The sequence below is a fragment of the Bradyrhizobium sp. ORS 285 genome, assembly GCF_900176205.1.
GTDB lineage: Bacteria > Pseudomonadota > Alphaproteobacteria > Rhizobiales > Xanthobacteraceae > Bradyrhizobium.
Genome location: NZ_LT859959.1, coordinates 3,877,224 through 3,898,632, shown reverse-complemented (window position 1 = coordinate 3,898,632; position 21,409 = coordinate 3,877,224). Strand labels below are relative to the sequence as shown.

At 66.0% G+C, this 21,409-nt stretch carries 23 protein-coding genes; 18 read left to right on the top strand and 5 right to left on the bottom strand.

Going from position 1 to position 21,409, the window contains the following annotated elements; all coding sequences use genetic code 11:
* Window positions 1-18: 18 nt before the first annotated feature.
* The 8 genes from BRAD285_RS17530 (at window position 19) to BRAD285_RS17495 (ending at window position 9,051) form a co-directional block, all read left to right on the top strand.
* Complete coding sequence (locus BRAD285_RS17530) at window positions 19-276, top strand: hypothetical protein (protein WP_006613502.1); 258 nt, start codon at window positions 19-21, stop codon at window positions 274-276.
* A 1,216-nt stretch (window positions 277-1,492) separates the two neighbouring features.
* Window positions 1,493-2,605 carry a dimethylsulfone monooxygenase SfnG gene (gene sfnG / locus BRAD285_RS17525; RefSeq protein WP_006613504.1) on the top strand — a complete coding sequence of 371 codons (1,113 nt, stop codon included), beginning with the start codon at window positions 1,493-1,495 and terminating at the stop codon, window positions 2,603-2,605.
* A 9-nt stretch (window positions 2,606-2,614) separates the two neighbouring features.
* Window positions 2,615-3,529 (top strand): ABC transporter ATP-binding protein, encoded by a 915-nt coding sequence (locus tag BRAD285_RS17520; protein ID WP_006613505.1) that lies wholly within the window; start codon window positions 2,615-2,617, stop codon window positions 3,527-3,529.
* Window positions 3,529-4,419, top strand: coding sequence for a branched-chain amino acid ABC transporter permease (locus BRAD285_RS17515; protein ID WP_006613506.1), 891 nt, complete (start codon window positions 3,529-3,531; stop codon window positions 4,417-4,419). Before BRAD285_RS17520 ends, BRAD285_RS17515 begins: the two co-directional genes overlap by 1 nt.
* A complete protein-coding gene (locus tag BRAD285_RS17510) occupies window positions 4,419-5,474 on the top strand; it encodes a branched-chain amino acid ABC transporter permease (protein WP_006613507.1) in 1,056 nt (351 codons plus the stop codon). The genes BRAD285_RS17515 and BRAD285_RS17510 overlap by 1 nt, the downstream gene beginning before the upstream one ends.
* A gap of 27 nt (window positions 5,475-5,501) precedes the next feature.
* Complete coding sequence (locus BRAD285_RS17505; protein WP_006613508.1) at window positions 5,502-6,848, top strand: ABC transporter substrate-binding protein; 1,347 nt, start codon at window positions 5,502-5,504, stop codon at window positions 6,846-6,848.
* Between the two features lie 202 nt (window positions 6,849-7,050).
* The gene (locus tag BRAD285_RS17500) at window positions 7,051-7,827 is read left to right on the top strand and encodes an ABC transporter ATP-binding protein (protein ID WP_006613509.1); all 777 of its coding nucleotides are present in this window, start codon (window positions 7,051-7,053) and stop codon (window positions 7,825-7,827) included.
* 27 nt (window positions 7,828-7,854) lie between these two features.
* Entirely contained in the window at window positions 7,855-9,051 is a 1,197-nt protein-coding gene (locus BRAD285_RS17495) for an acyl-CoA dehydrogenase family protein (RefSeq protein WP_006613510.1), read from the top strand.
* Window positions 9,052-9,082: 31 nt separating this feature from the next.
* On the opposite strand, the gene BRAD285_RS17490 is transcribed toward BRAD285_RS17495, so the two are convergent.
* On the bottom strand, window positions 9,083-9,535 hold the full coding sequence (locus BRAD285_RS17490) for a hypothetical protein (protein ID WP_006613511.1): 453 nt from the start codon (window positions 9,533-9,535) through the stop codon (window positions 9,083-9,085).
* A 339-nt stretch (window positions 9,536-9,874) separates the two neighbouring features.
* On the opposite strand from BRAD285_RS17490, the gene BRAD285_RS17485 reads away from it, so the two are divergent.
* On the top strand, window positions 9,875-10,132 hold the full coding sequence (locus BRAD285_RS17485; protein ID WP_244422296.1) for a hypothetical protein: 258 nt from the start codon (window positions 9,875-9,877) through the stop codon (window positions 10,130-10,132).
* Window positions 10,133-10,262: 130 nt separating this feature from the next.
* Window positions 10,263-10,853: an NADPH-dependent FMN reductase gene (locus tag BRAD285_RS17480; RefSeq protein ID WP_006613513.1), complete on the top strand. Its 591-nt coding sequence runs from the start codon at window positions 10,263-10,265 to the stop codon at window positions 10,851-10,853.
* A gap of 63 nt (window positions 10,854-10,916) precedes the next feature.
* Here the strand turns inward: BRAD285_RS17480 and BRAD285_RS17475 are convergent, their stop codons facing one another.
* A complete protein-coding gene (locus BRAD285_RS17475; RefSeq protein WP_006613514.1) occupies window positions 10,917-11,162 on the bottom strand; it encodes a hypothetical protein in 246 nt (81 codons plus the stop codon).
* Between the two features lie 388 nt (window positions 11,163-11,550).
* On the opposite strand from BRAD285_RS17475, the gene BRAD285_RS17470 reads away from it, so the two are divergent.
* The 5 genes from BRAD285_RS17470 (at window position 11,551) to BRAD285_RS17450 (ending at window position 18,436) form a co-directional block, all read left to right on the top strand.
* A complete protein-coding gene (locus BRAD285_RS17470; protein ID WP_006613515.1) occupies window positions 11,551-12,438 on the top strand; it encodes a LysR substrate-binding domain-containing protein in 888 nt (295 codons plus the stop codon).
* Window positions 12,439-12,694: 256 nt separating this feature from the next.
* Complete coding sequence (locus tag BRAD285_RS17465; protein ID WP_006613516.1) at window positions 12,695-14,719, top strand: methyl-accepting chemotaxis protein; 2,025 nt, start codon at window positions 12,695-12,697, stop codon at window positions 14,717-14,719.
* Window positions 14,720-14,875: 156 nt separating this feature from the next.
* The gene (gene gabT, locus BRAD285_RS17460) at window positions 14,876-16,177 is read left to right on the top strand and encodes a 4-aminobutyrate--2-oxoglutarate transaminase (protein WP_006613517.1); all 1,302 of its coding nucleotides are present in this window, start codon (window positions 14,876-14,878) and stop codon (window positions 16,175-16,177) included.
* Window positions 16,178-16,214: 37 nt separating this feature from the next.
* Window positions 16,215-17,513, top strand: a complete 1,299-nt coding sequence (locus BRAD285_RS17455) for an ArgE/DapE family deacylase (protein WP_006613518.1) — start codon at window positions 16,215-16,217, stop codon at window positions 17,511-17,513.
* The gene (locus tag BRAD285_RS17450; RefSeq protein ID WP_035647594.1) at window positions 17,510-18,436 is read left to right on the top strand and encodes a glyoxylate/hydroxypyruvate reductase A; all 927 of its coding nucleotides are present in this window, start codon (window positions 17,510-17,512) and stop codon (window positions 18,434-18,436) included. The genes BRAD285_RS17455 and BRAD285_RS17450 overlap by 4 nt, the downstream gene beginning before the upstream one ends.
* A 17-nt stretch (window positions 18,437-18,453) precedes the next feature.
* On the opposite strand, the gene BRAD285_RS17445 is transcribed toward BRAD285_RS17450, so the two are convergent.
* From BRAD285_RS17445 to BRAD285_RS17440, 3 genes are all read right to left on the bottom strand, one after another.
* Entirely contained in the window at window positions 18,454-18,855 is a 402-nt protein-coding gene (locus BRAD285_RS17445) for a hypothetical protein (protein ID WP_006613520.1), read from the bottom strand.
* A 118-nt stretch (window positions 18,856-18,973) separates the two neighbouring features.
* Entirely contained in the window at window positions 18,974-19,135 is a 162-nt protein-coding gene (locus tag BRAD285_RS35805; protein WP_172889785.1) for a hypothetical protein, read from the bottom strand.
* Window positions 19,136-19,148: 13 nt separating this feature from the next.
* A complete protein-coding gene (locus BRAD285_RS17440; RefSeq protein WP_006613521.1) occupies window positions 19,149-19,382 on the bottom strand; it encodes a hypothetical protein in 234 nt (77 codons plus the stop codon).
* 216 nt (window positions 19,383-19,598) lie between these two features.
* On the opposite strand from BRAD285_RS17440, the gene BRAD285_RS17435 reads away from it, so the two are divergent.
* The 3 genes from BRAD285_RS17435 to BRAD285_RS17425 all read left to right on the top strand — a co-directional run bounded on the left by BRAD285_RS17435 (window position 19,599) and on the right by BRAD285_RS17425 (window position 21,283).
* A complete protein-coding gene (locus tag BRAD285_RS17435) occupies window positions 19,599-19,781 on the top strand; it encodes a hypothetical protein (RefSeq protein WP_006613522.1) in 183 nt (60 codons plus the stop codon).
* Between the two features lie 220 nt (window positions 19,782-20,001).
* Window positions 20,002-20,886: a hypothetical protein gene (locus BRAD285_RS17430; RefSeq protein WP_006613523.1), complete on the top strand. Its 885-nt coding sequence runs from the start codon at window positions 20,002-20,004 to the stop codon at window positions 20,884-20,886.
* A gap of 46 nt (window positions 20,887-20,932) precedes the next feature.
* Window positions 20,933-21,283, top strand: a complete 351-nt coding sequence (locus tag BRAD285_RS17425) for a cytochrome c (protein ID WP_035647597.1) — start codon at window positions 20,933-20,935, stop codon at window positions 21,281-21,283.
* Window positions 21,284-21,409 lie beyond the last annotated feature (126 nt).

Genomic DNA, 21,409 nt, shown 5'->3' with positions numbered 1-21,409 from the left:
AGCTTCCAGAAGGTCCCCATGATTGATCCCGCACATTCGGAAACGCGTCTGCGTACGACGTTCAACATCAAGGTGAACGGCAAGCCGGTCGTGATTTCGACGGTCGGACAGGCGCATCAGTTCCTCACCAGCCTCAACGCCGTCGAATGGATGGAGTTCAAGTCGCTGCACGACGCCGCCATGTCGGCGCTGCAGGCCGCGGCCGACAACGCCATCATGACGGTGCAGGCGACCAATGCGGTGCGCACGCTGTTCGTGAGCGCGAAGCTGCTGTGAGCCTTGAGTCATTCTTGGGAGCTCTGCAGGGGTGCGAGGGCACGACCTCATTCCGCTCAAACGCCTCGTGAAAAGCAACCCATTCTCGCATGGCCTCGCGTCCTCGCGACGCACCGCGTCCGAGTGATCCGTCCGTTTTGCCCTCCTCACAAACAGAGGGCGCGGGGAATGCCGGGCTGCTGGCCGCAACCCATGGCCCGCCTGCAGAAAAGAAAGCAGGCGGCAGTCACCACAGGTTCAGCCGGGCAACCGGCATTCCCCGCGCGGCGATCTGAACGGCTGCTTCGCGTTCTCCCCGGTGCGCCGGGCTTTCTGGTCACCGTTGCGCATGATGCTTTCGCACCAGCGCGGCATCAGCGTCGGGATGCCAGGACCACGCGACTTGACCGTACGCGATGACGGCGTTCGTCGGCGCAAGATGCGCTGCGCTGCCATCGCGTTCACCGCTCCTCCCGCTCCACGTCCGTGACGACCGCGAACCGCCCCTCTTGCGAGCAGGAGATGAGCCTAAGAGAGCACCGAATCTGGCTTAGGAAAAGCGGAATATTTTTGACGGCGGGACTGGACAGGGCAAATCAGCTTGATGCGCCTGAAGAAAATCGTGTCTGCGCGCAGCGCTGGATCGATCGGTTCAACCTCCGGATGTCCATGGATCCTGAAAGAATTGGTACTGATTTGCCCGACGGGCAGCGTTGTTGTTCTCTCTCGAGGTTGGATCGACCGGCGGAGAAGCGAGATTTGCGCTTGTTAGTTCGCATCTCACGGCGAGGTTTCGTTCGACGGAACTGAAACGGGGCCGGAAGCAAAATTGATCCACGTCGGGCCAAACTACGGAAGACGTTTTTACCTCCTCATCCAAAAAGAGACGGTCTTGGACTCGCTGCATCAGCGCTTCTCTGCGAGACTTCGTGCGTCGGTCGAACAGTGATTGACAGAGGGGACCTGCATGATCGGCAACAACGGCAATAACTCCAGTGATGCGCTGTCGCGCATGAATGGGAGCCTGTTGCGCACGGTCTGCGCCTGGTTCTGTTGATACACTGACATGACGGTCGAGGCGCATCGACGCCTCGGCACCGGCAGGCATGGCCTGCTCATCAAGCGACATCACCAAGCAAACCAAATGTGCCGCCGGCCCCGGCAGCGCAGATGCCGACGGCCGTCTTCATTGGGGCGGAGCGGCATTCATGACGATCAGGATAAGTGAGGGAAGCCTATGACGACCACGGATTCGTCGATCAAATTCGCCTATTGGGTGCCCAACGTTTCGGGTGGCCTCGTGATCTCCAACATCGAGCAGCGCACGAGCTGGGACATCGGCTACAACAAGAAGCTGGCGCAGATCGCCGAAGCCAGCGGCTTCGACTATGCGCTGAGCCAGATCCGCTTCACTGCCGGCTATGGCGCCGAGTATCAGCATGAGTCCGTCTCGTTCAGCCATGCTCTGCTGGAGGCAACCACCAAGCTGAAGGTGATCGCGGCAATCCTGCCCGGACCGTGGCATCCGGCGGTCGTCGCCAAGCAGATCGCGACCATCAATCATCTCACCGAGGGACGCGTCGCCGTCAACATCGTCAGCGGCTGGTTTCGCGGCGAGTTCGCGGCGATCGGCGAGCCCTGGCTCGACCATGACGAGCGCTACCGCCGCTCGGAGGAGTTCATCCGTGCGCTCCGGGGCATCTGGACCGAGGACAATTTTAATCTGCGCGGCGACTTCTACCGCTTCACGAACTACTCCTTGAAGCCGAAGCCGATCGACCCGCAGCCGGAAATCTTCCAGGGCGGCAGCTCGCGCGCGGCGCGCGACATGGCCTCGCGCGTGTCCGACTGGTACTTCACCAACGGCAATTCCGTCGAAGGCATCAAGGCGCAGGTCGACGACATCAGGGCCAAGGCGAAGGCCAACAACCATCAGGTCAAGATCGGCGTCAACGCGTTTGCGATCGCGCGCGACACCGAGGCCGAGGCGCAGGCCGTGCTCAAGGACATCATCGACCACGCCAATCCGGAGGCCGTGCATGCCTTCGCGCATGAGGTGGCGAATGCCGGCAAGGCCTCGCCGGAGCGCGAGGGCAATTGGGCGAAATCGACCTTCGAGGATCTCGTCCAGTACAATGACGGCTTCAAGACCAATCTGATCGGCACGCCCCAGCAGATCGCCGAGCGCATCGTCGCGCTGAAAGACGTCGGCGTCGATCTCATCCTGCTCGGCTTCCTGCACTTCCAGGAGGAGGTGGCCTATTTCGGCAAGCATGTGATCCCGCTGGTGCGCGAGCTCGAGGCCAAAGCCGCGGCCAAGGCCGGCGCGCACGTGCAGGCGGCCGAGTAGGGCGCGGCGATGTTGTTGAGCGGGCTCACCACTCCGCTGGACGTGCTGGCGCTGGAGACCTGGTCGCCGGGCACAGCGCGTCAGGTGCTCGCCGCGGAGCCGTCCGGCGCGTCGGCGCCGGTCGCGGACCGGTCGCCTGCGGTGTTGCGGCTCGCCAACATCTCGCTGTCGTTCGGCGGTCTCGCTGCCCTCCGCGATATCGATCTCGATGTCGCGGAGGGCGAGATCCGCGCGGTCATTGGTCCGAACGGTGCCGGCAAGAGCTCGCTGCTCAACGTGGTCAGCGGGCTCTACCGGCCGGATCAAGGCGAGGTCTGGTTCGGCGCTCATGCGTTCCGGCAGGTGCCGACGGCGCAGCTGGCACGTCACGGCGTCGCCCGCACCTTTCAGAACCTCGCTTTGTTCAAGGGGCTCTCCGTGTTTGACAATGTGCTGATGGGGCTGGCGCACCGCGTGCGCGCCGGCTTCATCCGCCAGCTCGTCGGCACGCCCCTGGCGCGGCGCATCGAGGCCGAGAACCGCGCCGCCGCGGAGGAGGTTATCGGCTTCCTGCATCTTGAGGCAGTGCGCGACCGCATTGCCGGCACGTTGCCCTATGGCCTGCAGAAGCGCGTCGAGCTGGCGCGCGCGCTGGTCGCGCGTCCAAGACTGTTGCTGCTCGATGAGCCCTTTGCCGGCGTCACCGTGAGCGAGAAGCAGGAGCTGGCGCAGCACGTGCGCGGCGCGCGCGACCGCTACGGCACCACCATCGTGCTGATCGAGCACGACATCGGCATCGTCATGGATCTCTCGGACCACATCGCCGTGCTCGATTACGGCCGCAAGATCGCCGACGGGCCGCCGGCTGAGATCAAGACCAACCAGGCGGTGATCGATGCCTATCTCGGCGTCGCCCATGAGGACGAGACGGAGCTCGCGATCTGATGTTCGACTATCAATTTCTCATCGAGGTGCTGGTCGGCGGTCTGCTCTCCGGGGTGATGTATTCGCTGGTCGCGATCGGCTTCGTGCTGATCTACAAGACCTCGGGCGTGCTCAATTTCGCGCAAGGCGCCATGCTGCTGTTCGCGGCGCTGACCTTCGTCAGCCTGGTCGAGCGCGGCACGCGGTTCGTGCTGGCACTGCTGGCGACGCTCGCCATCATGGTCGCGCTCGGCATCACCATCGAGCGCGCCGTGCTGCGGCCGCTGATCAACCAGCCGCCGATCACGCTGTTCATGGCAACGCTCGGCCTGTCCTATGTGATCGAGGGCGCCGCGCAGCTGTTGTGGGGCACGCAGGTCCATGGGCTCGAGATCGGCGTCAGCGACATTCCGTTCGACATCGGCGGCGTCTTCATCAGCCGCTTCGACCTGTTTGCCGCTGGTGTGGCTGGCAGCCTGGTGGCGCTGTTCACGGTGTTCTTCCGCTACACCCGCACCGGCCTCGCGTTTCGCGCGGTCGCCGATGATCAGTTCGCCGCGCTCGCGGTCGGTCTGAGATTGCCGCGAGTCTGGGCCGCGGTGTGGACAGCGGCTGGCATCGTCGCGTTGGTGGCAGGGCTGTTGTGGGGCGCGCGGCTCGGCGTGCAGTTCTCGCTGTCGCTGGTGGTGCTCAAGGCGCTGCCGGTGCTGGTGCTCGGCGGCTTCGACTCCATCACCGGCGCGATCGTCGGCGGGCTCCTGATCGGCGCGATCGAGAAGCTCGCCGAGGTCTATGTCGGGCCGTTCTTCGGCGGCGGCATCGAGGCCTGGGCCGCCTATGTGGTGGCGCTGGCGCTGCTGCTGGTGCGGCCCTCCGGCCTGTTCGGCCAGAAGCTGGTGGAGCGGGTGTGATGACGACGATCACAGAAACCGCTGCCACGCCCGCGCGACTGGCCTGGCTCACCCCGAACCTGCTCGGCGTCGTGCTGCTGCTCCTGCTCGGCTACATCATCGTGCCGTGGATCGGCTCGGACTATCTGATGGACGCGGTGCTGACGCCGTTCCTGGCGCTGGCGTTGGCCGCGGTCGGACTCAACGTGCTGACCGGCTATGCCGGCCAAGTGTCGCTGGGCTCGGCGGCGTTCCTCGCGGTCGGCGCTTATGCGGCCTACAATCTCAATCTCAGATTGCCGGGCCTGCCGCTGCTCGCCGACATCGTGCTGGCCGGCGGCATCGCCGCGGCGGTCGGGATCGTGTTCGGCCTGCCGAGCCTGCGGCTGCGCGGCTTCTACTTGGCGGTTTCGACACTCGCGGCGCAGTTCTTCGTGCAATGGGCGCTGACCAAGTTCGGCTGGTTCTCCAATGACAATGCCTCGGGGGTGATCGACGCGCCCGTGCTCCGCATCGGCAGCCTGACGTTTTCCTCGGCCACCGGCCGCTACGTGTTCTCGCTCTCGATCGTGGTGATCGCCACCGCGCTGACGGCGCGGCTGTTGGCCTCGCAGACCGGGCGCAACTTCATTGCGGTGCGCGACCACGAGGTCGCGGCCAAGGTGATCGGCGTGCCCTTGCTCCGCACCAAACTGCTCGCCTTTGGCTTCTCGTCATTCCTGATCGGCGTCGCCGGCGTGCTCTGGGCGTTCGCGTACTTACGCACGGTCGAGCCGGCCGGCTTCAACCTCGATCGCTCGTTCCAGATCCTGTTCATCATCATCATCGGCGGGCTCGCCTCGCTGCGTGGCGCCTTCATCGGCGCGGCCTTCATCGTCGTCTTTCCGCTGCTGCTGTCCCGGCTCGGCGCCGCATTGCTCGGCAGCGTGTTCGATTCCGGCGTGCTCGAGATGAGCCAGCGCATCGTCATCGGCGCCTTGATCATCGCCTTCCTGATAGCCGAGCCGCGCGGCCTCGTCGCGCTGATCGACCGCGCAATCGGCGCTGCGCGTCGCCTCCGTTCAACCCAGACCTGAAACAGTCATACCAGAAGGAGATTCATGATGACGACGTTCAGACAAGCGAAGCTGGCTTTGGGGGCGGCGCTCGCCCTCGGGCTGGTCACCAGCCTCCCGGCGCTGACATCGCCGGCGAAAGCCGACGAGCAGTTCTTCCCGCTGCAGAGCTATCGTGTCGGACCGTATGCGGCCGGCGGCACCGGCTTCTTCGGCGGCTTCATCGACTATCTCAACCTGATCAACACCCGCGACGGCGGCGTCAATGGCGTCAAGCTGACCTGGGACGAGGGCGAGACGCAATACGAGGTCGAGCGCGGCGTCGAGGTCTATGAGCGGCTGAAGAGCCGTCCGGGTGTCGCGGCGTGGAATCCGCTCTCGGTCGGCATTGCCTATGCGATGATCGACCGCATCAGCAAGGACAAGGTGCCGCTGATCACCATCAATCACGGCCGCACCGACTCCACTGATGGCCGCGTCTTTCCGTACGTATTCCCGCTGCTGCTCAATCCCTACAGCGAGACCTCGGGCATCGTGAACTACATCGCGACGCGTGAGGGCGGGCCTGAGAAGCTGAAGGGCAAGAAGATCGTCGTGCTGTATCACGGCTCGCCTTACGGCAAGGAGACGATCCCGATCTACAAGCTGTTGTCCGACAAATACGGTTTCGAGCTGGAGCAGATCGAGGTGCCGCATCCCGGCAATGAGCAGCAGTCGCAATGGCTGTCGATCCGCCGCGCCAAGGCCGACTACGTCGTGCTGCGCGGCTGGGGCGTGATGAACCCGGTGGCGCTGAAGACGGCGCAGAAGACCGGCTTCCCGGTCGACCACATCATCGGCAACGTCTGGTCCAACTCGGAAGAAGACGTCATCCCGGCCGGCGACGCTGCCAAGGGCTATGTCGCGATTACCACGCAGGCGTCGGGCGCGGAATATCCGGTGCTGCAGGAGGTGATCAAGACCGTCTACGGCGCCGGCAAGGGCAATCTCGACGACAAGAAGCGCATCGGCAGCGTCTACCACAACCTCGGCATCGTGAACGGCATCCTCAATGTCGAGGCGGTCAGAATCGCGCAGGAGAAGTTCGGCAAGCGGACCCTGACCGGCGACGAGGTGCGTTGGGGGTTCGAGCATCTGCAGCTCGATCCGGCCCGGGTCGAGGCGCTCGGCGCCAAGGGCCTGTTCCACTCGATCAACGTCACCTGGGACAATCACGAGGGCAATGGCCGCGTGACCTTCCAGCAATGGGACGGCGCCAAGTGGAAGGTCGTGTCCGACTGGATCTCGCCGGACTGGGCGGCGCTGCGCCCGATCATCGAGAAGTCGTCGACGGCCTATGCGCAGGAGCGCGGCATCAAGATCCGCACGTCGGGTGACGATCCGGTCGGGCAGTGACGTCGGCGTGCGCGGGAGCGAACCTCCCGCGCACTGATTGGGGCCTCATGGTTCGAGACGGCGCTGCGCGCCTCCTCACCATGAGGGTTCGGACTTCCCGCGAATTTAGTCCTCGTCCTGAGGAGCACGCCGCGGGCGTGCGTCTCGAAGGACGGCCGCGGAGGAGCTCTCGGCGACGCTCTGCGCAGAAGGAGTTTTCATTGTGAGCGATGTGCTGTTGTCGGTCGAGCATCTCGCGGCGACCTATGACCAGGCGATCCGCGCGGTCAGCGACGTCTCGTTTGCGGTCCACGCCGGCGAGATCGTCGCGGTGCTCGGCGCCAATGGCGCCGGCAAGTCGACCACCTTGCAGGCGGTCTCGGCGCTGCTGCCGGCGCGGCGCGGCCAGATCACTGGCGGACGGATCAGCTATGACGGACGCGACGTGTCGTCGTCCTCGGCCGCGCAGCTCGTGCGCGCCGGCCTCGTGCCGGTGCTCGAAGGCCGGCATTGCTTTGCCTCGCTCAGCGTCGAGGAGAATCTGATCACCGGCGCGATCGGTCGCGATGCGAGGCGCGGCGAGATCGCGGCCGATCTCGAGCGTGTCTACGCGCTGTTTCCGCAGCTCACGCGGCATCGCCGCTCGGTGGCGGGGCTGACCTCCGGCGGCGAGCAGCAGATGACGGCGATCGGCCGCGCGCTGATGTCGCGGCCGCGGCTCCTGGTGCTCGACGAGCCCTCGATGGGGCTCGCGCCGCTGGTGGTCGAAGGCATCTTTCGCGCGCTCAAGCGGCTCAATGCGGAGGAGGGGCTGTCGATCCTGGTGGCCGAGCAGAACTCCACGGTGGCGCTGCGCTTCGCCGACCACGCCATCGTGCTCGAAGGCGGCCGCAGCGTGCTCGCGGGACCTGCGCGCGAGCTCAGGCAGCGGCCGGACATCAAGCATCTCTATCTCGGCGGCGCGACCGCGCCAGCCGAGACCACCCAGGCCGTGGCCTGACTTCATCACAGCAAGAGGAGACCGTTCATGGCGACCAGCACTGCCGCACGCAAGATCGACGACAGCCCATACCCGCAGCTCGACGCCGTCGTGGCTGACGTCATCAGGGCCAATGCCGATCGCAACGACCGCGAGGGCCGCTTTCCCCGCGAGAACCTGCTCGCGCTGGCCGAGGCCGGCTGGACCGGCGTGCTCAATGATCGCCGTTTTGGCGGGCTCGGGCTCGGCCATGTCGACTTTGCCGAAGCCGCCTACCGCATCGGCCAGGCCGATGCGTCGACCGGCCTCGTCTATGTCATGCATGTCGGCGCTGCCCAGACCATCAATCTGTTCGGCACCGACGACCAGAAGGAGCGCTGGCTCAAGGCGGACCATGGCCGCCTGCTCGGCACCTATTCGACCAGCGAGCGCGCCACCGGCGGGCACTGGTGGTACAATCTGTCGGAGGCCGCGCGCGACGGCGAGGATTATCGCCTGAACGCCGACAAGTCGTTCACGACCAGCTCGGGGCAGGCCGACTTCTACGTCGCCCAGACCCGTACGCCAGGCGCCAAGGACCAGGCCGACATCATCTTCTTCATCGTCGACGGCAAGGCCGAGGGCATCGAGTCCAAGCCGTGGGAGGCGCTCGGTGTGCGCGCCAATCATTCCGGCGGCATCAGCTACAAGAACGTGCATGTGCCCAAGCGCGATCGCCTCGGCGCCGAGGGGCAGGGCAAGGAGATCATCTATGACGGCGTCTCGCCGGTCTACCTGATCGGTCTCGGCGCGGTCTGGGAGGGGCTGGCGCGCGGCGTGCTCAATGCCGCCGTGGCGCACACCACCGGCTTCGTGCACAAGGACCGTAACAAGAGCCTCTCCGACTACCAGGCGATCCGGCAGGAGCTCGGGGCCGCCAAGGTGCTGGTCGAGAGCCTGCGTCCGTGGCGGATCGAGCTCGCGCACAAGCTCGACGAGCTCTGGCGCGCCGGCAAGCCGCAGAGCGAGATCCTGATCCCGCTGACCGAGTTCAAGGTGCATGCCGCGGAGGTCGCCAACAAGGTGGCGTCAACGGCGCTGACGGTGACCGGCGGCTACGGCTACCATCGCGGCCCGATCGAGCGCGCCTTCCGCGACGCCCGTGCGGCGATCGCGATGGGGCCGTCCAACATCATCGCGCGGGAATGGATCGGGAAGGCCCAGGTCGGGCTGCCGCTCGAGCTGTTCTACGAAGGCGGGGAATAGAGCCTTAACATGCTGCGGCGCGGCCGCAGCATCAATCCGCCATCTCTTCGGCGACGAGCGCGATCTCCTCGCGCTCGGTCTTCTCGGCAGGCACCGCATTGGCGGCTTCGGCCGTTTCGAAATCGTCCTCGGCGATCTCCTTCACTTCAGTGACGGCTTCAGTCTCGACCGCTTCGGCCTCGAGCTCGGCGGCGACCACGGCTTCCGGCGCGGCGTCGTCGTTGGCCGGCTCCGAGAACAGGTTCGGTCCGGGGATGGTGGTCGGCACCACCGGCCGCGACTTCGCCTTGTACCAGGACGCGAATTTCTGCGAGAGGGTGGCCTCGAACTCGGCGAGCGGCAGGGTCTTGCCGTCCTCGTCGGTGATCACGACGGTCCAGCCCTCGGCCTCCATCACCTGCGCATTGGCGATCACGATCAGCGCGCTTTCGCGCTGCTTGCGGATCTTCTGCTGCTCCCGCTCGGCGATCATCGTGTACGCCATGACCTCGACTCCCAACCATCGACTCTTGGGACGATGGCCCGAAGCGCCATCGGTTCGTCGTCACTACGCCGGGAGAGTGTGAGCGCCGCTGGGCCGGATTGCGTTCGCCTAATGACAATTTGACGGCGTCTCACAGGTTCCGAGAGGACAAAGGAGTCGAAGATGCAACAGCCGGCAAAATAGTGGTGCAGGACCAAGAGCGCTTGTTGAAGGCGCGCGGCCGTGTGTCATCATTTGATTCTGCGGCGGCAACTGCTTCGCGGGGTCAGCGAAGGCAGCGGGTGAACCGGGCAAACAGCGGGCGAATTGGGGACGAGGATGCGAACTCATCTGTTCAGGATGCGGAACTTGAATGTGGCGATGGCCGGGCTTGCGCTGGCGATGATCGCCGGCCCGCGCGCCGGCCATGCCTTCACGGAGGACGACCAGCGGCGGCTGTGCACCGGCGACGTGTTTCGGCTGTGCTCGTCGGAGATTCCCGATCGCGACCGCATCATCGCTTGCATGATGAAGCAGCGCGCCAGCCTCAGCGACGGCTGCCGCAGCGTGTTCGGCCGGCCGAGCGAACGCTCCGCCTCGGCCACGGTGACGCGCTGAGCTTACCTGCTTTGCTTTGAACGACGACGCGCCGCTGGTTCCTCCGATCCGCGGCGTCCCCCACCATCACTCGGATTGCAGTGCGGCGTGGTAGACTGGCACGGATCGTCCGGCCAGGAGTTGACCCGCCATGAGCAATCGCATCCTCGTCTTCTATGGCTCCTATCGTGTCGACCGGATGGGCATCCGGCTCGCGCAATTCGTCGTCGACGGGCTGCGCGGCAAGGGCCAGGACGTCGAGCTGATCGACGCCAAGGCCATCGGCCTGCCGATGCTCGACAGAATGTTCAAGGAATACAAGCCGGGCGAGGCGCCGGCGGCCATGGCCGAGCTCGCGGCCAAGATCCGCGCGGCGGATGGATTCGTGTTCGTCACCGGCGAATATAATTGGGGCATGCAGCCCGGGCTGAAGAACCTCACCGACCACTTCCTGGAGGAATGGTTCTGGCGCCCGGCGGCGATCGCGAGCTACTCGGCCGGCCGGCTGTCGGGCGCGCGGGCCGCGACCGCCTGGCACGGCACTTTATCGGAGATGGGCATGGTGGTGGTGTCGAGCACGCTCGCGGTCGGCCCGATCGGACAGGCGCTGTCGGCTGACGGCAAGCCGACGGGCGACTCGGGCAAGGCGCTCGCGCACGCGTTTCCGCGCTTCGCCGATGATCTGTTGTGGTGGGTCGAGGCGGGCCGGGAGCAGCGGGCGCGCAAGGCGCCGCCTTACTGAGCACGAAGGTTTGCAGAGGACAGCCGGAGCGCACCAGGCGCCCCGGCATCGTCCGTCGGCCGGCTAGCGCGTTGCGCTGCTCGACGTGGTGGTCACCGACTGCTGTCGGCGTGGTGCGGCCGCAGCCTGGCCTTGGCAGGGCAGCTCCTTCCAGCTGCCATCGGCGGCCTGCTGATAGGCGCGACAGGGGGACGAGGAGGTAGCCTGCTCGTCCGCTCGGGGTGTCTGGGAATTCTTCGCCAGTGCGGGAGCTGCCGTTGTGACCAGGGCAGCCAGCGAACCGACGAAGATCACGGGGGTGATCCGCATATGGGGTTCTCCTGCTCGAAGCACCGCCGATTCAGAGTCGAATTGTGGAAACTTTGAGGCAAATCGTCCGGACCTCGACGCGGTCCTTAAGGATCATTTGCCGGCCCGCTGGGCGCATTAACGGTGACGCCGAGCGCGGCGACGGGGCGCGCGACTGTGGCGGCATCTGGGCTGGCGCCGCGCCGCGGCGGACGCTAAGAGCGATCCGACGCGCATATGCGCCCTCATGGGCCTCACGCGGTACTCCGACCGGAGCGCCGTGTTCGGCCAACGGACGTCGGCAGGGTGGCCGGCGCTCCGATCATCTGCCGCGGCAACGACGGATCGTGGCGGTTCGCTGCAGAGGCGAACGAGGGCGGGAAGCGCGCAGGCGGACAACTGTGCGAGCATGACGCGACCCCGATTGCCCTCTCTCATCGCGCTGCGCGCCTTCGAGGCCGTCGGGCGCAAGGGCAGCGTGCGTGCCGCCGGCGACGAGCTCGCCGTCAGCCACACCGTCGTCTCCCGCCATCTGCAGAACCTGCAGCGCAGCCTCGGCGTCGCGCTGGTCCGCGCCGAGGGGCGCGGTCTCGCGCTCACCGAGGCCGGACGCCAGTTTCATGCCGAGGTCACACAGGCCTTCGACATCATCGCCCGCGCCACCACGCAGGTGCGGCCGCTGGCGCGCCCGACGCTGAACATCTGGTGCATTCCCGGCCTCGCCAACCGGCGCCTGCTGGCGCGGCTGCCCGAGCTGACAGGTCCGCCGCGCAACTGGGACATCAACCTGCAGCCGACCTTGGCGCATCCCGACCTGCTCCGCGGCGAGGCGGATGCCGAGATCGTCTATGCCGATGCGATCGACGTCCGCGGTCCCTTGACGGCCGAGGCGCTGGTGCGCCCGCGCGTCTTCCCGGTGGCAAGCCCGGCCTATCTCGCGCGCTTCCCGGCGATCGCGACGCTGCCCGGCCTCGCCAAGGCCTCGCTGATCCACGAGGAGTCGACCGCGCAATGGGAGCAGTGGTTCGAGCTGGCGGGGCATCCGGAGCACGTCACCCTGCGCGGCCAGCGGTTGTGGCACGCGCATCTCGCGATCGAGGCGGCTCGAATCGGGCAGGGCGTCGCGCTCGCCAATGAGGTGCTGGTCGCCGACGACATGCGCAGCGGCGCCCTGGTTGAGGTGCTGCCGTCGTCGGTTCGCATGGGCGCCTATCAGCTCATTGCGCTCAAGGAGCGCTGGGACGAGCCCGCCATCATCGCTCTGCGCGGGTGGCTGAAGAAGGTGCTGGCGCTGTAGCTCGATCGTTCGAGCTCAACCCGCCACGTCGCGTGGCGCGCGATCTGCCGATGTCACGTAATTAGTTCGCGGCAGATCGAACGGGCTCCTCGCCGCGCGCGATGTGACATTGAGAATCATTCCCCGGAGCGGCCGTAGTCATACGGGTGCGGATTGTGGAGCACGGCGGCGGCAACGCCGCGTTCGTACACCAAAAAGCAATTCGATCGACTTAACCAACTCATAATCATGTCGATCACCGAAGCGGGCCGCGCTGATGTTGACACTGTTCTCGAAAAGCTCACAAGCCACGGTGAAATCCTCGCTCGCGCCTGCTGCTGATGCGGAGCCGTCCAACGCACCCATGCCGCAGACGATCCGTGTCATCGATACGGATGACAGGCTCGCAGGGCTCTCCGCCGACAGCTTCATGTTCGACGGCGCCGCATCGCCGCTCGCCTTCGCCTTCGTCTCTCCGCACCTCGATTTCGTGAAGGTCACGACGGAGTTGCGCAGGCTGGCCGGCCGTACGACCGTGATCGCCGTCTCGACCGCGGGGGAACTCTGCGCGGCTTCGCCCACGACGCTCTACAAGCCGACGGGCGATCGCTGGTCGTCGGTGGTGATCCAGGTGTTTCCCCCCGACCTGTTTCAGGCGGTGAGCATCCATGCGGTGCCCCTTCAGAACGACGACATCCGCAAGGGCGCGCCGGCCTTGCCGCACGATCAGCGGATCGAGGCGATCGTCCGGTCGCTCGCTGCGGTGCGGACGCCGTTCGGGATCGACGTGCGCGACACGCTCGCCTTCACGCTGGTGGACGGCGTCTCGGCCAGCGAGAACTATTTCATGGAAGCGGTCTACCGCGCCGGCAAGTTTCCTTGTGCCTTCGTCGGCGGCTCCGCCGGAGGCAAGCTCGACTTCAAGAACACCTACATCTTCGACGGCAACCGCGTGATCGAGAATCATGCGCTCCTGATCTTCATGAAGATGGCTGATGGACGCGGATTCAGCCTGTTCAAGAGCCAGAACTTCAAGAAGACAGGACAGTCCTTCGTCGTGATGGGGGCCGACCCGAACCGGCGCACCGCCTCCGGCGTGCTCGACGAGCGCACCAACGAAATTCGGCCATTCGCCAACGCCGTCGCCGAGGCGCTCAAGACCACGCCCGCCGGCGTCATGTCCAAGATGCAGCGCTACTCTTTCGGAATCGAGGTCGGAACTGATCTGTTCGTCCGTTCGGTTGCGGACATCAATGCCGAGACCGGCGTGATCTCCTTCTTCTGCGACGTGAACTCGGGTGATCGCCTCGAGCTGCTGGAGGCAACCGATTTCGTCGAACAGACCCGGCGCGATCTCCAGGCCTTCCTGCACGGCAAGCCGCCGGCGATCGGCGCGGTTCTCAATGACTGCATCCTGCGCCGCCTGAACAATGAGAGCGCGCTGCGCAATCTGTCCGGCCTGTGGCCGATGCCCGTTGCCGGGTTTTCCACCTTCGGCGAGCTGTTCGGCATCAACATCAACCAGACGCTGACGGCGGTGGTGTTCTTCGACACGCGGAGCCAGACGTTGCAGGATGCGTTCGCGGACATGTTTCCGGTCCATTATGCGAACTTCGCCAGCTACTTCACCCGCAGCCATCTCAACCGGATGATCCTGCTGAACCGGATCAAGGACGGCATTGTTGCGCGTCTCACGGAATATCTCGGCACCAGCGCGCTGCTGAGCGAGAAGGTCGAGAACGCGCTCGGCCAGACCGCCGCGATCAACACGATCGTCAAGGATATCCATTCGGTGATCCTGACCAGTGCGGATTCGGCGATCAAGGCGACCGACACGACCGCGCTCGCGGATGAATTCACCGGGCTGACGCAAGCCATGAACGGCCTGCGCGACATTCTCAAGATCATCGATACGATCGCCGGCCAGACCAACCTGCTGGCGCTGAACGCCACCATCGAGTCCGCGCGCGCGGGCGAGGCCGGCCGCGGGTTCTCCGTGGTCGCAAGCGAGGTGAAGAAGCTCGCCCAGGATACGCGCTCCAGCCTGTCGCGCACCCATGCCTCGATCGGCGGGATGGAAACCTCGCTCGCTTCGCTCGGCTCGAACATCCAGGAAACCCGCGGTCAGCTGGTCCAGGCGGGCGAAGGCTATAGCGGGATCGTGACCCATATCGAGCAAATGTTCACCAAGCTCGAGACGATCACCGGGGTGCTCGCCGAGCTCGGTACCTTCGTGCGCGAGCGCAGCGCCGAGCTTGCGGGGGTCATGGGAGAGATCGACAAGCTGAAGCGCATCGGCTGATCGTCCGATCTCCTTCGCCGCGCCACGTCTTAAGGCGGCCCTCGATCCAAGCACAGCTCTGGTGCATTAAAGTCACCTGTTCCGCGGAACAAGCTGATTGATCACCGCCGCCGGTTCCTTAGCCTTCCCTCGATCTGTTGGACGAGGAGGTGAGCCATGACTACGAATCTGGCTGCGAATCTGGCGAAGAACGAAGACCTGCTGGCACGTCGGCACGAGGCCGTCGTCAGGGGCGTGAGCTACGCCACGCCGCTGTTTGCCGACCGTGCCCTGAACAGCGAGGTCTGGGATGTCGAAGGCAAGCGCTATGTCGACTTCGCCGGCGGCATCGCCGTGCTCAACACCGGCCATTGCCATCCGCATGTCGTGGCCGCCATCCGCGCCCAGCTCGATCGCTTCACCCACACCTGCTTCCAGGTGCTGCAATACGAGCCTTACGTCCGCCTGAGCGAACGCCTCAATGCGCTGGCACCGATCTCCGGCCCAGCCAAGTCGATCCTGCTGACGACCGGCGCAGAGGCGACCGAGAACGCCATCAAGATCGCGCGCGCGGCCACGGGGCGCAGCGGCATCATCGCCTTCACCGGCGCCTTCCACGGCCGAACCGCGCTCGCCAACGCGATGACCGGTAAGGTGATGCCCTATAAGAAGCCGTTCGGGCCGCCGCTGCCGGGCGTGTGGCATGCGCCATTCCCGATCGCCGGCAGCAATGTCTCGGTCGAGGACACGCTGTCCTACATCAACTTCATCTTCAAGGCCGACATCGACGCCTCGCAGGTCGCGGCCATCATCATCGAGCCGGTGCAGGGCGAGGGCGGCTTCCACCCCGCGCCGCCTGAGCTGATGCGCGGCCTGCGCCGGATCTGCGACGCCAACGGCATCGTGCTGATCGCGGACGAAGTGCAGACCGGCTTCGGCCGCACCGGCAAGATGTTCGCGATGGAGCATTACGACGTGCAGCCGGACCTGATCTGCGTCGCCAAGAGCCTCGCCGGCGGCATGCCGCTGTCGGGCGTGATCGGCCGTGCCGCGATCATGGATGCGGCGGAGCCGGGCGGCCTCGGCGGCACCTATGGCGGCAATCCCTTGGCCTGTGCGGCGGCCCTCGCGGTGCTCGACGTGTTCGAGCAGGAGAAGCTGCTCGACCGCGCCAATGCGATCGGCGACCGGCTCCGCGCCGCGATCACGCGCTTCTCCCGCGCCAACAACCTGGTTCCGGTTTCCGAGCCCCGCGGTCCTGGCGCGATGGTTGCATTCGACATTCTCAGGCAGCGCGGCAGCGATGAGCCGGATGCGGAGATGACCAAGCGCGTGACCCGGGTGGCGCACGAGAACGGACTCATTCTGCTATCCTGCGGCGTGACGGCGAGCACCATCCGCATCCTCGTGCCGCTGACGGCGTCGGATGTGATCGTGGACGAAGGGCTCGCGATCCTGGAGAAATGCCTGGCCGCGTGACGCGGGCAGGGTGAGTTGGGAAGGCTGGAGGCTTTGCGTGACTGAAACTGCGGCGGCTGTGCCGAACGATGTGATGGAGCGGCTCGCCGCCGCTGTGGATGCCAACTTCAAGCAGCAGGTCGCCTTCCTGCAGCAGCTCGTGCAATTCCGCAGCCTGCGCGGCGAGGAAGCGCCGGTGCAGGACTGGCTGGCGAAGGAATTCGAGGCGCGCGGCTACAAGGTCGATCGCTTCAGCCTCGCCGATGTCGACCTGATGAAGCATCCCAAAGCGGCGCCGATGGACAATATCGCGCTCGACGGCTCCAGGCAGGTGGTGGCGACGCTCGACGGCGAGGGCAAGGGGCGCAGCCTGATCCTGCAGGGGCACATCGACGTGGTGCCGGAAGGGCCGACTGACCTGTGGGGCGATGCGCCTTACGAAGCGATCGTGCGCGACGGCTGGATGATCGGCCGCGGCGCGCAGGACATGAAGTCCGGCGTGTCCGCGATGATCTTCGCACTCGACGCGATCAAGGCCGCCGGCTTCGTGCCGGACGGACGCGTTCACCTGGAGACGGTGACCGAGGAGGAGAGCACCGGCAACGGCGCGCTCTCCACCCTGATGCGCGGCTACACGGCTGACGCATGCCTCATCCCCGAGCCGACCGGACACACGCTCACGCGCGCCCAGGTCGGCGCGATCTGGTTCCGTCTGCGCGTGCGCGGCACGCCGGTGCACGTCGCCTATGCCGAGACCGGCACCAATGCGATCCTGTCGGCAATGCATTTGATCCGCGCGTTCCAGGAGCACACCAACGAGATCAACGCGCGCGCCACCTCGAATGCGTGGTTCTCGGGCGTGAAGAATCCAATCAAGTTCAACGTCGGCATCATCAAGGGCGGCGACTGGGCAAGCTCGACGCCGGCGTGGTGCGATCTCGATTGCCGGCTCGGCGTGCTGCCCGGCGAGACGCCGGCGGAGGCGATGGCCGGCATCGAACAGTGCCTCGCCAAGGCGCAGGCGGCCGACAGCTTCCTGTCGGAGAATCCGGTCGAGCTGGTGTGGAGCGGCTTCCAGGCCGATCCCGCGGTGTGCGAGCCCGGCAGCGCGGCCGAAGCCGCGCTCGCCGAAGTGCATGCGCGCGTGTTCGAGCAGCCGCTCGACGTGCGGCTCTCCACCGCCGTCAACGACACCCGCTACTATTCCGTCGACTACGGCATCCCCGCGCTGTGCTACGGGCCCTACGGAATCGGACCGCATGCGTTCGACGAGCGCGTCGATCTCGATAGCGTGCGCAAGACCACGCTGTCGATCGCGATGTTCGTCGCGCAATGGTGCGGGCTGCGCAAAGCATGATCAGTGTTGCGCTTCTCAGCCGTCCCGGGCTGATGGACCCAATGAAATCGCTGCTTGCGCGCGAGCTGCCGGGCGTGACCGTCGCGTCATGGTCGGAGGCTGCAGCGCGTGACGCCGAGCTTGCGGTGTGCTGGAAGCCGGAGCCTGGGGCGCTGGCGGCGATGCCGAAGCTGAAGCTCATTCATTCAATCGCGGCCGGGGTCGACAACATCCTGTCAGATCCCACCGTGCCCGATGTGCCGCTGTGCCGGATCGTCGATCCCGGCATCACCGCGGCGATGACCGAGTTCGTGTTGTGGGGCACGCTGTATATCCATCGCGACTTCGACCGCGTCATCAGCAATGCGCGGGACGGCCGCTGGCAACGCTATGATCAGCGCGCGGCGAAGGACACCCGAGTCGGCATTCTTGGTCTCGGCGAGCTCGGCACCGACGCCGCGCGTCGTCTGGTCGATCTCGGCTTCGCCGTGAGCGGCTGGTCGCGGTCGCCGAAGCAGCTCGCCGGCGTGAGAACGTTCAGCGGCACTGACGCCCTGGACCCCTTCCTGAGCGAGACCGACATTCTGGTCTCGCTGCTGCCGCTGACGTCCTCGACGGTCGGGCTGCTCGATGCGGCGCGGCTGAGTCGCCTGCCCAAGGGCGCGGCGCTGATCCTGTGCAGTCGCGGCGAGCACGTCGTGATGGATGATCTCGTCGCGCTGCTTCGGAGCCGGCATCTGCGCGGCGCCGTGCTCGACGTGTTCGAGCAGGAGCCGCTGCCATCGGATCATCCGTTGTGGCGCGAGCCGGGTGTTCTGGTGACGCCGCATATGGCGGCGATCGCATCCTGGGAGACGATCGCGCAGCAGGTCGCCGAGAACGCCAGACGACTCCTGCGCGGCGAGACTCTGTTGAATGTCGTCGACCGCGCGCGCGGCTACTGAGCCGCGCGGCGGCGCTCCTATTCGAGCGTCTGCACCGGCGGCGCGACCGGTCCCTGCGGCCCCGGCGGAGGCGCTGCCGCGATGGTCTTCGGCTGTGCCTGCGGAGCGCGCGGCGCGGCCGCTTGCGGCGGCTGCTGCGGGTCGGTCATCAAGGCCTGGCTGTCGCGGACCGGACGGCGGACTTGCTGCGATCGCGCTGTGCGCGACCGGCGGAAGCCCCAGGAGCGCGCAATCGACGGGCCGGCGGTGTAGCCGACCACGGCGCCGGCAACGGCCCCCACGGGACCGAACACGACAGCTCCCGACAGCGCGCCGAGCGCAGCATCACCGCCGCGGTGCTCGTCGGCCCGCGCCGATGTCATCACGGCCGATGTCGCGAGTGTGAGTGCGAGCGCCGTTGTGGCCAGAATTCTGGTCATGCGATGTCCCCTCCGTCTTACCGCCGCCGAAATGAAGGATAAATGTGGCGAGAAGAATGCGGTCGAGGGGCTGCGCCGTGCGCCGGCTTGGCACGTGTTGCTGAGGGGATCGTGAGCGTCAGCTCTGCGTCACTCTGTGGTGGCCGTATTTGGCGCGCCATTTCGGGCCAGGGCCGCGCATGTAGTAGCGCTCGGGGCGATAGGGATCACTGACCAGCGCAAAGAAGCTTTTCCAGCGATCACGCAACGTAGCCAGGCGACGGGTACCAGCGAAGAACATCCGGACGTCGCCTCTAATGCATCGGACCGAGAACGGACGTGAACGGCATGGCGAAGATCTCCTCGTCGAGATCGTCGGCGACGTGAAGGACCCAGTCGCGCCAGTCCTCCTCGCTCTCAGCCGAGATCAGCTCGTGCATCACGCGCGTCGCGTGATCGCGGGCTTCCGCCAGATCGAGCACCGCGGTTCCGCGGCGGTCGATCAGGATCTCATCCTCGTTGGAGCAATGAAAGAAGACCTGCGTCATGTCGCACTCCTCAGCCACCCCGAATCTCATCCACCAGTAACAGCGCAACGCGTGCTGCGATATTGCGAATGACCACGTAAGGTAAATTACGGGCGCAGTGTGGCCTTTTGGAACCGCATCGCCCGTGACCGCAATCACGCGGAGTGCGGTTTTTGGAACTCGTGAGACGTCGTGTGGTTAAGACCGCAGTCAAGTGCGATAGGAGCACCACGCATGATGTCCGAGACCCAGATTCATGCGGTCGCCCGGCAGATGCTCGAGATGCATGGGCCCGCCGCCATCGCCCAGGCTTCACAGAAGGCCTTGTCATGCGAGAGTGACGGCGAATCCGAAGAGGCCCGTGAATGGCGCCATATCGCGGACGCGATGAAGCTGATGCGCGGACCGCATCAGAGTTGATGCCGGGTTTCTTTTTCACGGAAATTACGATCGGATGACGTCGAGGCGGCCGACTCTGCGGTGCGGCCTGTGGCGTGGGCGCGGGCCCGTCAAGAGGGCGCGGCCGCATTCTCATCCTGGTTTCCGACCCAATTTGCCCGCAAGATTCAGGCAATGATTCGGCAGCGGATTCGCCGTTGACCACCGTCGTCGGCGCGACCGCCGTCCAGGGATGATTGCCATGGTCTTTTTCAAGCGCGAGCTGAGCCCGGTCGAAATCTTCGAGCGCGCGCTGAAGGACAAACAGGCCGCCCGGCAGAAGCTCGCGGAGCGCTTGCGCGTGGCCGAGCTTGCGCTGGAGGAGAAGCGCGTCGCCGCCGAGCGGCTCGCCAAGGCCGGCGCCACCAATGGCCAGCTCGACCGCGCCGAAGCGAAGATGCAGGCCGTGGAGCAGAAGGCCAAGGCGCTGCGCGCCTCCGTCGCCGAATGCGACGAGCAGATCGTCCTGGCGGAGCGCGCCTTTGCCGACGCCGTGGCGCAGCGCGACCGCGACCGCGCGGCCAATGAGATCGAAGCGGTCGCCTCAGCCATCGAGCAGGCGGTTCCGCGCTTCGAGATCGGTGCGGCCTCACTCGTCGATGCCGTCGCGCGCGGCCGTGCGGCGCTGAGCGAAGCCAGCCGCTTTGCAGCCGATGTCGATGATATCAGGCGCGAGGTACTCTCTGCCGCGGAGCTGATCTGCTGGGAGCTGCGCGCAGCGGCGACACGCACGCGCGCGGGCAATATCAACGTCGCCTTGTTGGCGCCTCCGGATGTGAGGCAGCTGCTCGCACCGGAGACCGACCGCCAGATGATCTACACGCTGAGCCCATTGACCTGGCGTGAGGGCGAGGAGGTGAAGCGCGTGGCCGCCTTCACCATGACGGCGCTGCCGAAGGCGCTGCTGCCGCTCGCGCTGGCGCATCAGCACGTCGACTATCTCAATGCGCGACGGGTGCAGACCCTGATGCATGTCCATGGCAGCGGGCCGCAGCAGACCGAGCCGCAGCCGGATGATCCGGCGCTGATCGATCTCGACGCACTCGGCGTCGCTGTCGAGGAGACTCCGCGCGCCGATGTCGCGTGAGCGTCGCAACGGGGCAGGCGCCGTTACGCGCCGGGGCGTCTTGGCGATGCCTTTCCTGACGCTGCCGGTTCTGGTGCTGCTGCTCATCATTGTCAGCAGCGCCCGGGCCGAGAATCTCGATGCGGGGAAATCGGGTGCGCGGCTGTTCGCCGACAGTTGTGCCACGTGCCACCGGTCCGCTCGCGGCCTCGCCAAGGGCCGCTTCCGGCTCACGCTCTATCTGTTCCTGCAGAAGCACTACACGAGCAGCGCCGACTCCGCGTCGGCGCTCAGCAGCTATCTGCAGTCCGTCGACACGTCCGCAGCAGCGCCTGTACGCAAGTCGAGCGCGCGCCGGCCGTCGGACCGCCGCGAGGCCCGGCCGCCGCGCCCGCCGCTGCCGGTGCGGGGACGCTAGAACGCCTCGGACGCAGCCGTGACAACCCAAAGTCGTGCTGCGTCCGCAATTTCCCGGGCGTCGTCATCCGGGTGTGGCCGCCCCCTGCAACCTGCGCTATGCTGTCGGAAGGCGGCCGCATCTGCC